This is a genomic window from Nocardia cyriacigeorgica NBRC 100375, from assembly GCF_000308555.1.
Taxonomy (GTDB): domain Bacteria; phylum Actinomycetota; class Actinomycetes; order Mycobacteriales; family Mycobacteriaceae; genus Nocardia; species Nocardia cyriacigeorgica.
In genome coordinates this window covers 14,322-27,468 of sequence record NZ_BAFY01000139.1, presented here as the reverse complement: position 1 = coordinate 27,468, position 13,147 = coordinate 14,322, and the positions used below count along the sequence as shown (strand labels likewise).

Genomic DNA, 13,147 nt, shown 5'->3' with positions numbered 1-13,147 from the left:
CGGCGAGCGCGTGTACGCGGGAGTGGGTGACCGGGTTCCAGATGTCGCAGGTCAGGCGGTAGTGCTGTTCTGCGGCCGCGAGTTCGCCCATTGCTTCGAACGACTTCGCCGCCTGGTGCACCGTGATCGCTTTGTTCGGCGTCCACGAGGCGATCCAGCGCGGCATGTCGTCGTGGACCTCGGGGGTGATATCGGGCTCCGTGCGGTCGAGCACGGCACGGGCGGACGCGGCGTCGCCGGACTCGGCGTGACATCGGGCGAGGGCGACGGCGAACAGCGACAGTGCGTCGCGTCCGAGCGTGTCCCGGGCGCGTGCCATGGCGTTGTCTGCCAGCGCGACCGAGTAGGAACGGTCCCCGATGTCGGTGGATTGCAGCGCGAGGATCCGTAGCACCCAGGCGTCGTGGCCGGGCACTCCCGACTCTTCGGCCAGACGCAGTGCAGCGAGGTAGTAGCGCTGGGCCATACCGTCCGCCCCGGCGTCGTGAGCCTTGAAGCCTGCCAGGTAGGCGAGTTCGGCAGCGGCACTGAAGGCGGCAGCCCGCACGGTTCCGTCCGCGAAACGTGACCGCAGCAGGGTCGCGACATCAGTGGCGAGGAACTCCGCTACCGCCGTCCGCCCGACGCCGCCCCCGCGCACCTCATCGAGCCGGTGGAACGCATCGGTGACTGCTTGCACGGCCCGCACGTCGGCCACACCGACACAAGCGGATTCACGGGCGGCGGCGAGTCGCGCGATGTCGGGCAGGGCGACGAGTCCGGTGGCCGACAGCGCGGCGCTGTAGGCGGCCCCCCGGAGAAAGCTGCGCCGGTCGACATCGTTGCGACCAACCGTGGCCGCCGCGCTCACACAATCGATGACGGCACCGCACACCCGGTCGTACCAGCCGATCACTTCGGCCGAGGCGGCCCGCGTACCGGTTTCGAAATGACCGAGCGCGGCTTTGCTGTACGGCCCGCGGGCCGACATCGCGGCCAGCGACAATCCCGCGGCCTCCCGCGCGGCCCGCAGCCGCGCGCCGGTCAACGCCGCCTCGTCGGATGCACCGCGTCGGTCCACAGTGCCCAGGTTAGCGGCTGAACCCGATGTTCGGATTGCCGTAGACCCCTGTAGACGGCGGAGGTGCTACGGAACCGAAAAGTTGCGCCTAACTTGGTCTCAGAGCGCTCGCTCGATCCCGTTTCTCCAGCATCGCCCTCCATCGCGCGCTCGTCGTCGCGGCTCGGAAGTGGCGTTCTATCCACCGCCCTTGGACATGGGGGCTGAACGCAGGGGGCTTCATGATGAATCGCTCGAACGCGCTGGGGCTTGTCCGGCGCGATATCCCATGCTGTCCGGATCGGGCCAGGGACGTGCTGACCGAACTTGCCCGGCGGCACGGTTTACGGCTGGCGTTCACTGTGGAACTGGTTGCCGGGCCGTTGGTGTCGAATCTGGTGGTGGCTCAGCACATTGCCGAGCACGATGCGGCGGCGGTAATCGTTCCGTCGTTCGGGCACGCGGATGGCGTGCGGCAGGTGATCATCGGCGCGGCTGCGTTGATCACGCCGATTCGGGTGTACCCGAGCGGATATCAGTGGTCGAGGCTCGAAGCCGGGGGAGAGCTGTGACGGCGTGCGATTGCGTGTTGGTCATTCTCGTGGTGTCACTGCTGGCGGTGACCGGCGCGGCGTTGCTGTGGCCGGTACGCGGTTCGTCCGGGAGCGCGGGTGCGGGTCGGGCCGAGAACCACGAGGGTGAATCTCGCTCCGCGGACGAGAGCTGAGGGGCGCGGTATGCGGGCACGGCCGACAGCGTTGGCGTGGATCAATCCGGAGGTGAGTGTTGCGTTCGACGTGGAGGCGATACAGGTGCGGAGCCTGGCTCGGCGGTTGGGCTATGCGCTGGTGTGGCCGGACGAACGGGCGTTGCTGCCATTGCTGGAGCAGGTACGTGGCGCCGATATCGATGCGGTCATCACTCCAGCGCCTGTCCATTTCGACCCGCTGACGTTGCATAACCTGATGACGGTCGTTGATGTCGAAACAGTCTGGCCGCGAATATCTTTCGCACGGTGGTGTGTGTTTTGATCACGAGTTGTCACTGTGGAAGCGCCAGGCCGCAACGGGCTCACCCCCTGCTCTACGAGCGCCCCGCGCCGACGAACGCGCGCTGCCACCGGCCCGCGCAGCGAATCGCAGATGCCGTTCGTTCCCGGACGGGCGTCGCCATTGTCCCACTTGTCTCAGCGGTCAGCGCGGACCGTGTCGGCGGTGCACCCAAAGGACCGACGCGCCGAATCCGGCATCGGTGCCTGGTGTGCGACAGGCCCGCCTTCTCACCGAGCGTCCCAGGTCATCGTGTGCGCCGGTTGGGTCGAGCGCCCGGTTTCGGAGCGGTAGCGGTGCGAACCGCGACGACGCCGTCGGCTGCCGTGGCGTCGCGCCGGTCCGATTCCCGGTCGATGTGCCGATACACAATGCGCTGCTGGGCGAAGGTCCAGGCATTGTTGGTGACGAAGTACAGCAGCACAGCGATCGGCAACAGTGCGCCGCCGATCAGGGCGCCTGCCGGGAATACCCACAGCGACAAGGTGCGCATGAAGGGCAGGCCCGGGGATTCCTGGCGGGACAGGGCGGTGCGGGCGGTGAAATGAGTGGCGGCGGCAGCGATCACCACGAGAACGCTGGCGACCACGGCGGTGGCCGGGCTCGGCTGCCCGGTCAACGTGGCCGACAGCGGTGCGCCGAAGACGTCGGCGTCCAGGAACGACCGCACGTCGGCGGCGTCGAAGACGTAGTTCGCGGTCGCCGCGTTCTGTTCGGCCGTCATCGGCGCGGGTGTGGCGGTGAACGGGAGATGGGACGCGGCGGTGGTGCGGTCGAAGGAACGCAGCACATGGAACAGGCCGAGGAACACGAAGGCCTGGCCGAGCAGCGGCAGGCAGCCGGCGAAGGGGTTCACGCCGTGTTCGCGGTAGAGCTTCTGGGTTTCGGTGGCCTGCCGCTGCCGATCGTCCGGGTATTTCTTCTGGATCGCCTCGAGCTGAGGTTTCAGACGGCGGATGGCGGCCTGGCTGCGGGCTTGTTTGAGGAAGACCGGACACAACACCGCGCGCAACGTCATCACGAGCAAGACGACGGCGGCGATCCAGGCGAGCGAACCGGAACCGACGACCGCGGTGTGCCACAACGACAGTGCGGCCGAGACGGGATAGTAGATGAAATCGAGCATGCCGGAGGCACCCCTGACTGAGTGGTGCGCGCATCGGGCGCGCGAGCGGATCGGGTCAGCGTGAGACGCCGACGTCGGTCCGCACGCGGATCGACGTCAGCCCTGCCCGTATCCGGGAGCTCGGGGTCGCGGACGCCCGGCGGCATCCGGATTGCTCTGGCGCAGATAGGAACCACGGCGCCTGCGCTGCGCGGCCTGCGGCGGGCCGGCGGTGCCGACCGGCACCGGGACCAGGCGCATCGACGGTGCCGACACCAACGCGACCGCCAGCACGAGCGCCGCCGCGCCGAAGATCGCGGCCGGTTCACCGGCGGGTGCGGTGAGCAACACGAGTGCGGGCAGCAGCGCGGTCAGCACCGCACCCACTGTCAGCTGCGCCCTCGTGAACATGCCTCGACCATACCGGAGCCGGTGAGCGCTCCGGGTGGGCACGACAGCGCTGCGCTCTCGCCACAGTCGGGGTGGGCACTTGCTTCGACCAAGGCACCGACGTTCCAGGCGCAGCCGTCTAGTGCAGGGCCGGCTCCATCGGGCGAGTCGCCTCGCCGAGGATGGCGGCGAGCCGGTCCAGGAACCGTGGCAGCAGCTGTCGCGCGGTCGGGGTGCCCGGATACCGGATACGCAGTCCGAGCCCGTCGTCGGTGCGGGTGAACCACATCTGCACGTCGTCGAGGGGGAGGGCGCGGCTGATCTGCGCCGGATTGCGGGGACCGGCGTGGGGAAGGTCGCTGCGGGAGCCACCGGGTAGGTACCGGTAATCGGTATAGGAGACGCTGAACAGGTCGTGGCGGGTCCGGCGCAGCCGCTCACCGAGTTCATCGAGAACGTGAATCGCCGGCACCCGCGCCAGCCGCCGACCGGCCTGGATCGCCGCGTCGGCCGCGAGGGCCGTCGAGGTGAAATCGGCGCGGACCGGGATGCGCGCGGGTGCGTTGGACACCAGCCAGCCGACGGTGCTGTGGTGGCGCGGTTCGTGCCGGGTATGCATCGGGAAGACCAGATCCGTCGCCTCCGGCCCGCCCAGCTCGGCCACGGCGTGCGCCAGCGCGGCCAGCAACGCGGCGAACAGCGAATACCCCTCGCCGCGTGCCCGGCGGTGCAGGCGGTCGGTTTCGATCGGATCGAGGATGGTGCGTACCTCACCCTGAAACGGCGCGCGGGCGCCGGCGGTGAGTCCGAGGTCCAGCGGGAAATGCGGCAGATCATGTCCCGATGCCGCGAGGAATTCCTGCCACGCTGCCACCAGCGGCCGCACACTGGCCCGGGCGAGCGCGGATTCGCGGGTGGCGTAGGTCAGGAAGCTGCCCGGCTGCGGGAGGTCCCGCGCGACGGTATCGAGATCGCCCTCCTGCGCTGCCCGGTACAGGACGTCCAGTTCGACCACGGCAATCGCGATCGACCAGGCATCGCATACCGCGTGATCGAATCCGACCATGACCGTCGAGATATCGTCGCGACTGATCGAGCCCAGGAAATACGGTGCGAAACCGAACGGATCACAGGCCTCATCGAGTCGCGACGCCAGCAACTCACGCAGCTCGGCGGTGGAATCGGCGGCCACCGGCGGGCGCGGCGTGAGCCGGATATCGTTGTCCGGCACCAGCCGGGTCGCGACCGGCCTCGCACCATCGGCGCGGTCGAAATAGCAATGCAGCGCATCGTGGCGCGGCAGCCATCGCGCGAACGCCGCTTCCAGGGCCTCGCCATCGATACGGCCCGGGACCTCGAACGTTCCGGCCAGCCAGCTGGTCGGTCCCGAGCCGGACAGGTGAATCGTTTGATTCGACGTCGCTGGGATGTGCTCGGCAACGGCCGCGCCCGCGTCGGCCACCCACTCCAGCAGGGTGCCCGGCGCCGCGGGGAATTGATCGAGAAACAACAAGCGCATCAGCGACTCCCGGGCGGTGGCGCGGGGAACTCACCGGTGTCCGCGATCGCGCGCAGAACGGCACGCAACCGATCGAGATAGCGCTGCGCCGACGCCGAGGCGGCGGCGGTATCCGGGAACATCGCCGTGACGTGCAGCCGGTCGTGTTCGCGGCTGAACCAGATCGGGCCTGGCCGATCCAGTTTGCTCCGCGAGCCGAGCCCGTGGATATCGCTCACCCCGGGCAGCGCGGCTGTCAGCGCCGCACCGGAAATCGAGCGCACATCCATGTACGACACCCACGGCCAGTCGGTGGTCGCGGGCATCGGGGCGCCGGTACGTTCCGCGGCGCGCTCGATGGCGGCGTGAATCGGTATGTTCGCCAACGTTTTCACCGAATCCTGGGCCGCCTTCGCCCGGGTGACTGCCGTACCGAAATCGGTATCGGCATCGACCTCGAACGCGATCGGAAGCAGGTTGATGAACCAGCCCTGCGCGAACTGGAGCGCCGGATCGTGCCGGGTGCCGACTACATTGAGCCCGAGATAGCCGGCGCGCCCGGCGATATCGAATTCGGTCCGGGCGACGGCGGCGAACAGCCCGGCCGAGAACGACCCGCCTGCGGCGGCGCACACCGCGGCGAAGCGCTCGCATCCGGCCGCGTCGAGCAGGTCGGTCTTCGTACCGCGACTGTCGGCGACATCGCCCGGTTCGAGCCCGAGATCCCACGGCAACGGCCGCACACGCGGTGCGTACCGGGTCACCAGCTCGGTGAGGCGATCCAACTCCGGCGGCTCGGCGGCGACCGTCTCGCGTTCGGTGACGGCGAACTCCACGTAGCTGCCGACCGGCACCGCCGGAGGTTCGACGCCGTCTCGATAGGACGAGTAGAGCAAATGCAATTCGAAGATCGCGGTGACCAGCGACAGTCCATCGCTGAAGGCGTGATCGGTGCTGTAGACGAGTGTGAACCCGTCGGCGCCGTGATCGACGGCGCCGCAGACGAGCGCGGGCCAGGTGGTGGGGTCGGCGTGGTCACGGAATCGTCGCACCAGCTCATCGCGCAAGAGTTCACCGGAATCGAAGGATCCCGAATCGACGATTTCGAGCTCGACATCCTCCGGCGTCAGCAGATGCCGGGTCAGGGTGAACCCGTCCGCGCCTGTGTCGAGATCGAACCAGGAGCGCAGGGTGTCGTGGCGGCGGATGAAGGTGGTGAACGCGCGTCGCAGCGCGTCGCGATCGAGCGGCGCGGCCACGGTGAACACCAGCGACAACTCCGAAGCCTGCGGGTTCGGGCCGTCGCGGCGTTCGGCCCAGCGGCGGATGTGCGACTGCTGCAGATACGTCGCGGGAGCCGGTGCGGTCCCCGTCCTGGCGACCGCGTCCAGGGTGGCGGCGGTGGGGGAGAATCGCAGCAGCTTACCGGGTTTCGGTAGCCAATCCTCGGTCAGGGTCATCTCCACGACAGCGGCGCTCCTTCGGTCGGCCGGATGGGGGCGTCCCCGTATCGGGCGCACTCCGCCAGCAGTTCGCGCAGGCGCAGCACGTGGCGGTGGATATCGCGCGTCGCTCGGGCGGTGGCCGGATAGCGCGTGTTGAGCGTGACGCCCGTCGGGGTGCGCATGAACCAGAAGAAGAATTCCTCGTTCGAGACGCAACGGCTGCGCAGCCAGCGGGTATCCGATTCGGCCCAGTCCGCCGCGCCCGGCGCGGACCGGATGTCCATGTAGGAGATCATCGAGGAGATCCGTGGACGAACGCCCGTCACTTCGCAGACCCGTCCGAACGGGATCGTCGCGGCCACCTTCACCCGGCGCAGTTCGGTCCCGGCGCGTGTCGCCAGTTCGCCGATCGTCCGGGTTCCGGTGCAGTCCAGGCGGAAAGGCGCCAAGCCGACGAACCAGCCGAGCGAGTCGGCCCAGTGCGGCGCGTCGCGGGTGTGCAGCGGTACGACTGTGCGGAATTCCGGTCCCGCGCCCAGCTGGGATCCGGTCACCGCGAAGGCGGCCAGCAGCACGGCGAACAGGCTGTGGCCGCGGTCGCGCGCCGATGCGGCCGCGGCGTCGGCGGCCTCGGCGTCGAGGACCTCGAGAGCGAGGGTGCGCTGCGCGGCCTCACCGAAGGGTGTCCGGGTGCCGGTCGTTGCCGGATCGAGGTCTCGGACGGGTGCGGTGATCGCGCCGGCGAAACTGTTCTCCGGCGCGTCCACCTGGCCGGAGGTGAAGAACTCCGACCAGGTGCGCACGGCGGGATGATCCGGTGTCGCCGATTCCGCCCGCGCGCGTTCCTGCGCACAGAAGTCCACGTAGCTGGCCGGAGAGGTCGCCGGCGCCTCCGTGCCGGTGCGGATCGCGGTGTAGAGCGCGCGCAGTTCACCGCCCAGGGCGATCGTGGAATAGCCGTCCATGATCGAGTGGTCGGCGGCGAGGACGACGGTGCAGCCGTCGCGGCCGGCGATGGTGAGGCAGGTGTAGGCCGGCCACCGCAGCGGTGAGGTGCCCGCGTCGAGGAGGCCGTGGATGAGGCGATAGGCCGCCATGGTGGACGCCGGGGTGCCGGCGTCCGTCGGACGCACCCGGATCTCGCCCGGCGCCGCGGTGTACCGCGCGGGTACGCCGCCTTCGATGGTGACATGCGTGCGCAGACCCTCGTGCCGGTCGATCCAGGCATCGAGCGTCGCGCGCCACGCCGTGTGATCGAGCGGCCCGTCCAATCGGAAGGCATGGCCGAGCCAGCTCTGCCTGGCATCGCGAATCCGGCTGTGCTCGAGCGCCTCTCGCAAATGATGCTCGTGATTGCAGGAGGCCGCACGATGATCACGCGGCCAATTCGACCAGTACGCGGTCGCGGTCGGCTGCCATTCGATCACCCGACCACGCGGTAGCGGGTAGTCGGCCAGTTCGATGAATTCCATTGCGCACCCTCGGCTTGCCGGCGAAATATCCGCAATCGCCCGGAGAATGCGGCGATGCGAATGATGAACAGATCGGCTCAGGAATCTTTGGTGAGGTTTGTCCGAATTTCTTCCGTGACGTCATCGTCGGGCGGAACGGCAGAAACTCTAGAAGAAAACCGGACGAGGCAGATGGTGAGGTCGATCACCGAAAACGGGCCGTAACCGGAGGTACGGTCACCGCTTCAGCTGCGGAAATATGTTGGTAACGCCGCTGCCTGCGGTGATGTGAAATATGGCGACTTCACGTCTGGGGTGGGGGAGTGTGGCGCGCTGCCGGGTGCTACAGGAAATTCACGATCGGTTCGCCGAACCTTTACAGCCCTCGCGCAGATCTGTGGCGGATTTGTCCGAATGCGAATATCAAAGGGCGGGGCGGACAGCGGAATCCGGGTGGGTTACCGAATTTCCGGCGAATCCTCCGCTGCCGGGCGTGGCGACGATCGTGCCGTCAGCGCAGACGATCCACTGCCCGCACACGCAGCGCAGGTAGCGGACGGCGCCGTGGGTCGAAACCGCGGCAGGGCTGGGCCAGGAGCAGGAAGGGCAGGTAGCGAGCATGCGCCCAGCCTGATGTAATGGTCTAGTGCATTTCAACCCTTACGGTGGCGCGGCCGCTCAACTCGCCGTCCGGTTGGTCAACGCGGCACCGGAGCGGAGTCTGTTCGACCTGCTCGACGAAGCCGACTACAAGCCGCTGACTCCGCTCAGCGATGAGCAGACCGCCGAACTGCGCCGCTGGATCGCCCGGCTCGACGAGGTCTTCACCGCGCCGTCAGTGGACTTGCTCAACGACCTGCTCGCCGAAACGACCGGCCAGCCCTACATCTCCACCCACGACGGCCGCGCCCCGCACCTGCACTACTCCCGCATCGACGCCCCGGTGCACGAGCGAGTCAAGGCCTACACGGCGGCGGGGCTCGCGGAACTGTTCTGTGCGGATCCCGGCCGGATCGGACGCTGCGCCCGACCCGGCTGCGGCACGGTCTACGTGGACACCTCGCGCAATGGGCGGCGCAGGTTCTGTTCGACTCGTTGCTCGAACCGCGTGCACGTCGCCGACCATCGCAGCCGCCGCTCGGCCTGAACCGCGCGCTACCCGCCCGCCAGTCGCCGATAGGTTGAGTTCCACAGCCATTCGACCGGCCCGCGATCGAATCGGCGCAGCCACAGGTGTGCGAAGCCGACGATGATGAGCGCGACCACCAGGTACACCGCCACCGTGAACGGCACCCTGGCGTCGGGGGACACGCGGGCGGCCAGACCGAAGCCCCAGCCGTAGCAGATGATCGAGGCGACCAGGTTCTGCAGGATGTAGCAGCTCAACGCGGTGCGGCCGACCTCGGACAGCCGCGCGCCGACGAACCCGGTGCGCGGGCGATTCAGGTAGAAATGCGCGACGAGCGCGAGGATGCCGAGCGATACCAACGGCGCGATCCCGTAGCGGGTGATCAGCACGACGTCGCCGCCGACGAACACCCCGAGCAGCAGATCGGCGGGCGCGGCGACGCCGAACCCGAGGATCATCAGTCGCTTACGCAGCCGCGCACCCTCCGGTGCGAACACTCCGGCCCGATACAGCCACGCGCCGAGCAGGAACAGCGCGATCGACATCGGGAAGATGAAGATCGCCTCCAATCGGAACGTGAGCGCGTTGTCCAGCCGGAACAGCACCAGATCCCAGAACGACCCGTCGGCATAGGGGTTCGGATCCAGCGGCTCGGGGTCGGAAGCGGACACCGAGCCGCCACCGTCGGCGGTCATCGCGACCGCCAGCAACGTCAGCATGGTGACGTGGATGCTCGCCTGCACGATCAACCAGCGCCGCTGCGCCCGCTCGGAGGTGGCCAGAAGGTAGGCGACGACCAGGCCGGTGAGCGCATACCCCATCAGCACATCGAATTCGGCGATGAGCAGGAAGTTCAGCAGTCCGTCCAGCAACAGCAGGCCGGCCCGGATCGGATATTTGCCCGGCCAGCGCCTGCCCGCCCGTTGCGCGGACGCCTGTTGAATGGCCAGCCCGATCCCGAACATGATCGTCAGCAGCCCGAGGTACTTGCCCTGTGCGAACTGCTGCAAGGCCCGCTCGGCCCAGCCCCACCCGTCCTCGACCGGCGCACCGAGGTGGTTGATGTAGCCGATGATCCCCTCGGGATCGGTGAGGATCCAGATGTTGGTGCCGAGGGTGCCGAGGATCGCGATTCCGCGCAGCACGTCGAGCGCGACCAGCCGCGACGGCCGGGCGGCCGGCGCCGCGGAGGTGGTCGTGGTCAGCGATTCGGTCATGATCCGACTATCGCGCGGACGGGCGCGTCCGCGGGTCCTCCGGAAGTACCACGACCGGTATGACATCCGCGTCGCCGGTCGCGTCGCCTACGCTCGTGCACATGCAGCGCATCATCGGAATCGAGGTCGAATACGGCATCTCGACCCCCACGGAGCCGACGGCCAACCCGATCCTCACCTCCACCCAGGCGGTGCTGGCCTACGCCGCCGCCGAAGGCGTGCCGCGGGCCAAACGCACCCGATGGGACTACGAGGTGGAGTCCCCGCTGCGGGACGCGCGTGGATTCGACCTGAGCCGGATGAACGGCCCCGCCCCGGTGATCGACGCCGACGAGGTCGGCGCGGCGAACATGATCCTCACCAATGGCGCGCGCCTCTACGTCGACCACGCCCACCCCGAATACTCCGCCCCCGAGGTCACCGACCCGCTGGACGCGGTGATCTGGGACAAGGCCGGCGAGCGGGTCATGGAGGCCGCCGCGCGGCATGCCTCCAGCGTGCCCGGCGCACCGCGGCTGCAGCTGTACAAGAACAACGTCGACGGCAAGGGCGCCTCCTACGGCACCCATGAGAACTACCTGATGAACCGGGACACTCCGTTCAACTCGATCATCGTCGGGCTGACCCCGTTCTTCGTCTCCCGGCAGGTGATCTGCGGTTCCGGCCGCGTCGGCATCGGCCAGTCCGGCGATCACGCCGGGTTCCAGCTGTCGCAGCGCTCGGACTACATCGAGGTCGAGGTCGGCCTGGAGACCACGCTCAAGCGCGGCATCATCAACACCCGCGACGAACCGCACGCCGACGCCGACAAATACCGCAGGCTGCACGTGATCATCGGCGACGCCAACCTCGCCGAGATGTCGACCTATCTCAAGGTCGGCACGACCGCGCTGGTGCTGGACCTGATCGAATCCGGCGAAGATCTGTCGGATCTGCAATTGGCGCGTCCGGTCACCGCGGTACACACCATCAGCCACGACCCCACCCTGCGCGCCACCGTCGCCCTCGCCGACGGCCGCGAACTCACCGGCCTGGCGTTGCAGCGGCTCTACCACGAGCGGGTCGCCAAGTTCGTGCACCGCGAAGGCAACGACGATCCGCGCGTCGCTGACATCCTCGACAACTGGGCGATGGTGCTCGACCTGCTCGAACGCGACCCCATGGAATGCGCCAACCTGCTCGACTGGCCGGCCAAACTGCGCCTGCTCGAGGGCATGCGCAGCCGTGAGGGCCTGAACTGGGGTGCGCCGAAACTGCATCTGATGGACCTGCAGTACTCCGATGTGCGCCTGGACAAGGGTCTGTACAACCGCCTGGTGGCGCGCGGGTCGATGAAGCGTCTGGTCAGCGAACAGCAGGTGCTCGACGCGATGACCAACCCGCCCACCGACACCCGCGCCTATTTCCGCGGTGAATGCCTGCGCCGCTTCGGCGCCGATATCGCGGCCGCGAGCTGGGATTCGGTGATCTTCGACCTCGGCGGCGACTCGCTGGTGCGTATCCCGACGCTGGAACCGCGCCGCGGCACCAAGGCCCACGTCGGCAAGCTGCTCGACGGCGTCGACACCGCCGCCGAACTGGTCGAACAGCTCACCACATAAGGCTGTGACCGGCCCGCCGCACCTCATCGTCGGGCCGGTGAGAGGTCACGACACTCACCGAATCCGCCATCGTGTCGGTGCGGCTGGGTAGTGTTGAAGAACGAGCACGCACATTGCGCACGACCGGGCCGGTGCTCACCCAGGGTCCGGGCGTGGTGAAACAACAGGAGGTCGGCTGCCATGGCACAAGAGCAGACCAAACGCGCCGGGGGCGGCGACGAGGACGAGGGCCCGGAGGGCGTCGACGCCGCCGGTCAGGAGCGGCGCGAGAAGCTGGCGGAGGACACCGACGACCTGCTCGACGAGATCGATGATGTGCTCGAGGAGAACGCCGAGGACTTCGTCCGCGCCTACGTGCAGAAAGGCGGCCAGTGACCTCAGGCGACCCGCTGCGTCTCCACCCGGGGCACGCCCTCTCGTCCTTCTCCGAACATCTGCGAATGCACGCACCCGATCTGTTGCCGGGCAACGGGTTCGGTGCGGTGAACGCCGCCGGTAGTCCCGGCGGCGGTGCACGCGATATCGCCCCGCACGGCACCACCATCGTCGCGGTCAGCTACCGCGGCGGTGTGCTCATCGCGGGCGATCGGCGCGCCACCCAGGGCAACCTGCTGGCCAGCCGCGATATGGAGAAGGTCTACATCACCGACACCTACTCGGCGGCCGGCATCGCGGGTACCGCGGGCATGGCCGTGGAGATGGTGCGGTTGTTCGCGGTGGAACTCGAGCACTACGAGAAGATCGAAGGTGTCCCGCTGACCTTCGACGGCAAGGCGAACAAGCTGTCGAAGATGGTGCGCGACAACCTGCCCGCGGCCCTACAGGGTCTGGCGGTGGTGCCGGTGCTGGTCGGTTACGACCTGGAGGCCACCGATCCCGACAAGGTCGGCCGGATCATCTCCTACGACGTCGTGGGCGGACAGAGCGAGGAGCGATTCGGTTACGCCGCAGTCGGTTCCGGTTCCAATTTCGCCAAGTCGTCGCTGAAGAAGCTGTACGCCAAGGGCATCGATGAGGACCGGGCGTTGCGCATCGCGGTGGAGTCGTTGTTCGACGCCGCCGACGACGACACCGCCACCGGCGGGCCCGATCTGCTGCGCGGCATCTATCCCACCGCCATCGTCATCAACGACGACGGTGCGGTCGAGGTGACCGAGGACCGGCTCGCCGAGATCGCGCGCGGCATCGTCGCCGACCGAGAGGCAGCGCAGGAGGCCCGATGA

At 68.2% G+C, this 13,147-nt stretch carries 13 protein-coding genes; 6 read left to right on the top strand and 7 right to left on the bottom strand.

Annotation, left to right across the window (positions count from 1 at the left end):
* The coding region (locus RJ05_RS13880; RefSeq protein WP_051016554.1) for an NsdA family TPR-like regulatory protein at positions 1 to 1,060 on the bottom strand (1,060 nt) is incomplete at its 3' end.
* 221 nt (positions 1,061 to 1,281) lie between these two features.
* Between RJ05_RS13880 and RJ05_RS13875 the strand changes: the two genes are divergently transcribed.
* The gene (locus RJ05_RS13875) at positions 1,282 to 1,611 is read left to right on the top strand and encodes a hypothetical protein (protein WP_249040598.1); all 330 of its coding nucleotides are present in this window, start codon (positions 1,282 to 1,284) and stop codon (positions 1,609 to 1,611) included.
* A 207-nt stretch (positions 1,612 to 1,818) separates the two neighbouring features.
* On the top strand, positions 1,819 to 2,070 hold the full coding sequence (locus tag RJ05_RS13870) for a hypothetical protein (RefSeq protein WP_249040597.1): 252 nt from the start codon (positions 1,819 to 1,821) through the stop codon (positions 2,068 to 2,070).
* 265 nt (positions 2,071 to 2,335) lie between these two features.
* On the opposite strand, the gene yidC is transcribed toward RJ05_RS13870, so the two are convergent.
* From yidC to RJ05_RS13845, 5 genes are all read right to left on the bottom strand, one after another.
* Positions 2,336 to 3,214 carry a membrane protein insertase YidC gene (yidC, locus tag RJ05_RS13865; protein ID WP_036537542.1) on the bottom strand — a complete coding sequence of 293 codons (879 nt, stop codon included), beginning with the start codon at positions 3,212 to 3,214 and terminating at the stop codon, positions 2,336 to 2,338.
* A gap of 96 nt (positions 3,215 to 3,310) precedes the next feature.
* Positions 3,311 to 3,604: a DUF6412 domain-containing protein gene (locus RJ05_RS13860; protein WP_051016553.1), complete on the bottom strand. Its 294-nt coding sequence runs from the start codon at positions 3,602 to 3,604 to the stop codon at positions 3,311 to 3,313.
* 118 nt (positions 3,605 to 3,722) lie between these two features.
* Complete coding sequence (locus RJ05_RS13855; protein ID WP_051016552.1) at positions 3,723 to 5,102, bottom strand: condensation domain-containing protein; 1,380 nt, start codon at positions 5,100 to 5,102, stop codon at positions 3,723 to 3,725.
* Positions 5,102 to 6,541, bottom strand: coding sequence for a condensation domain-containing protein (locus RJ05_RS13850; RefSeq protein ID WP_036537541.1), 1,440 nt, complete (start codon positions 6,539 to 6,541; stop codon positions 5,102 to 5,104). Before RJ05_RS13850 ends, RJ05_RS13855 begins: the two co-directional genes overlap by 1 nt.
* Positions 6,538 to 7,998 carry a condensation domain-containing protein gene (locus RJ05_RS13845; RefSeq protein ID WP_051016550.1) on the bottom strand — a complete coding sequence of 487 codons (1,461 nt, stop codon included), beginning with the start codon at positions 7,996 to 7,998 and terminating at the stop codon, positions 6,538 to 6,540. The genes RJ05_RS13850 and RJ05_RS13845 overlap by 4 nt, the downstream gene beginning before the upstream one ends.
* A 625-nt stretch (positions 7,999 to 8,623) precedes the next feature.
* Between RJ05_RS13845 and RJ05_RS13840 the strand changes: the two genes are divergently transcribed.
* The gene (locus RJ05_RS13840) at positions 8,624 to 9,124 is read left to right on the top strand and encodes a CGNR zinc finger domain-containing protein (protein ID WP_036537540.1); all 501 of its coding nucleotides are present in this window, start codon (positions 8,624 to 8,626) and stop codon (positions 9,122 to 9,124) included.
* An 8-nt stretch (positions 9,125 to 9,132) separates the two neighbouring features.
* Here the strand turns inward: RJ05_RS13840 and RJ05_RS13835 are convergent, their stop codons facing one another.
* The gene (locus RJ05_RS13835; RefSeq protein WP_036537538.1) at positions 9,133 to 10,323 is read right to left on the bottom strand and encodes a DUF418 domain-containing protein; all 1,191 of its coding nucleotides are present in this window, start codon (positions 10,321 to 10,323) and stop codon (positions 9,133 to 9,135) included.
* 101 nt (positions 10,324 to 10,424) lie between these two features.
* Between RJ05_RS13835 and dop the strand changes: the two genes are divergently transcribed.
* From dop to prcB, 3 genes are all read left to right on the top strand, one after another.
* Positions 10,425 to 11,924 carry a depupylase/deamidase Dop gene (dop, locus tag RJ05_RS13830; RefSeq protein ID WP_036537537.1) on the top strand — a complete coding sequence of 500 codons (1,500 nt, stop codon included), beginning with the start codon at positions 10,425 to 10,427 and terminating at the stop codon, positions 11,922 to 11,924.
* 180 nt (positions 11,925 to 12,104) lie between these two features.
* The gene (locus RJ05_RS13825; RefSeq protein ID WP_014351559.1) at positions 12,105 to 12,299 is read left to right on the top strand and encodes a ubiquitin-like protein Pup; all 195 of its coding nucleotides are present in this window, start codon (positions 12,105 to 12,107) and stop codon (positions 12,297 to 12,299) included.
* Complete coding sequence (gene prcB, locus RJ05_RS13820) at positions 12,296 to 13,147, top strand: proteasome subunit beta (RefSeq protein ID WP_036537535.1); 852 nt, start codon at positions 12,296 to 12,298, stop codon at positions 13,145 to 13,147. The genes RJ05_RS13825 and prcB overlap by 4 nt, the downstream gene beginning before the upstream one ends.

Coding starts and splice junctions, on each gene's coding strand:
- RJ05_RS13850 (WP_036537541.1), bottom strand. CDS start 6,541: ATGACCCTGACCGAGGATTGGCTACCGAAACCCGGTAAGCTGCTGCGA.
- yidC (WP_036537542.1), bottom strand. CDS start 3,214: ATGCTCGATTTCATCTACTATCCCGTCTCGGCCGCACTGTCGTTGTGG.
- dop (WP_036537537.1), top strand. CDS start 10,425: ATGCAGCGCATCATCGGAATCGAGGTCGAATACGGCATCTCGACCCCC.
- RJ05_RS13845 (WP_051016550.1), bottom strand. CDS start 7,998: ATGGAATTCATCGAACTGGCCGACTACCCGCTACCGCGTGGTCGGGTG.
- RJ05_RS13860 (WP_051016553.1), bottom strand. CDS start 3,604: ATGTTCACGAGGGCGCAGCTGACAGTGGGTGCGGTGCTGACCGCGCTG.
- RJ05_RS13825 (WP_014351559.1), top strand. CDS start 12,105: ATGGCACAAGAGCAGACCAAACGCGCCGGGGGCGGCGACGAGGACGAG.
- RJ05_RS13855 (WP_051016552.1), bottom strand. CDS start 5,102: ATGCGCTTGTTGTTTCTCGATCAATTCCCCGCGGCGCCGGGCACCCTG.
- RJ05_RS13875 (WP_249040598.1), top strand. CDS start 1,282: ATGATGAATCGCTCGAACGCGCTGGGGCTTGTCCGGCGCGATATCCCA.
- RJ05_RS13835 (WP_036537538.1), bottom strand. CDS start 10,323: ATGACCGAATCGCTGACCACGACCACCTCCGCGGCGCCGGCCGCCCGG.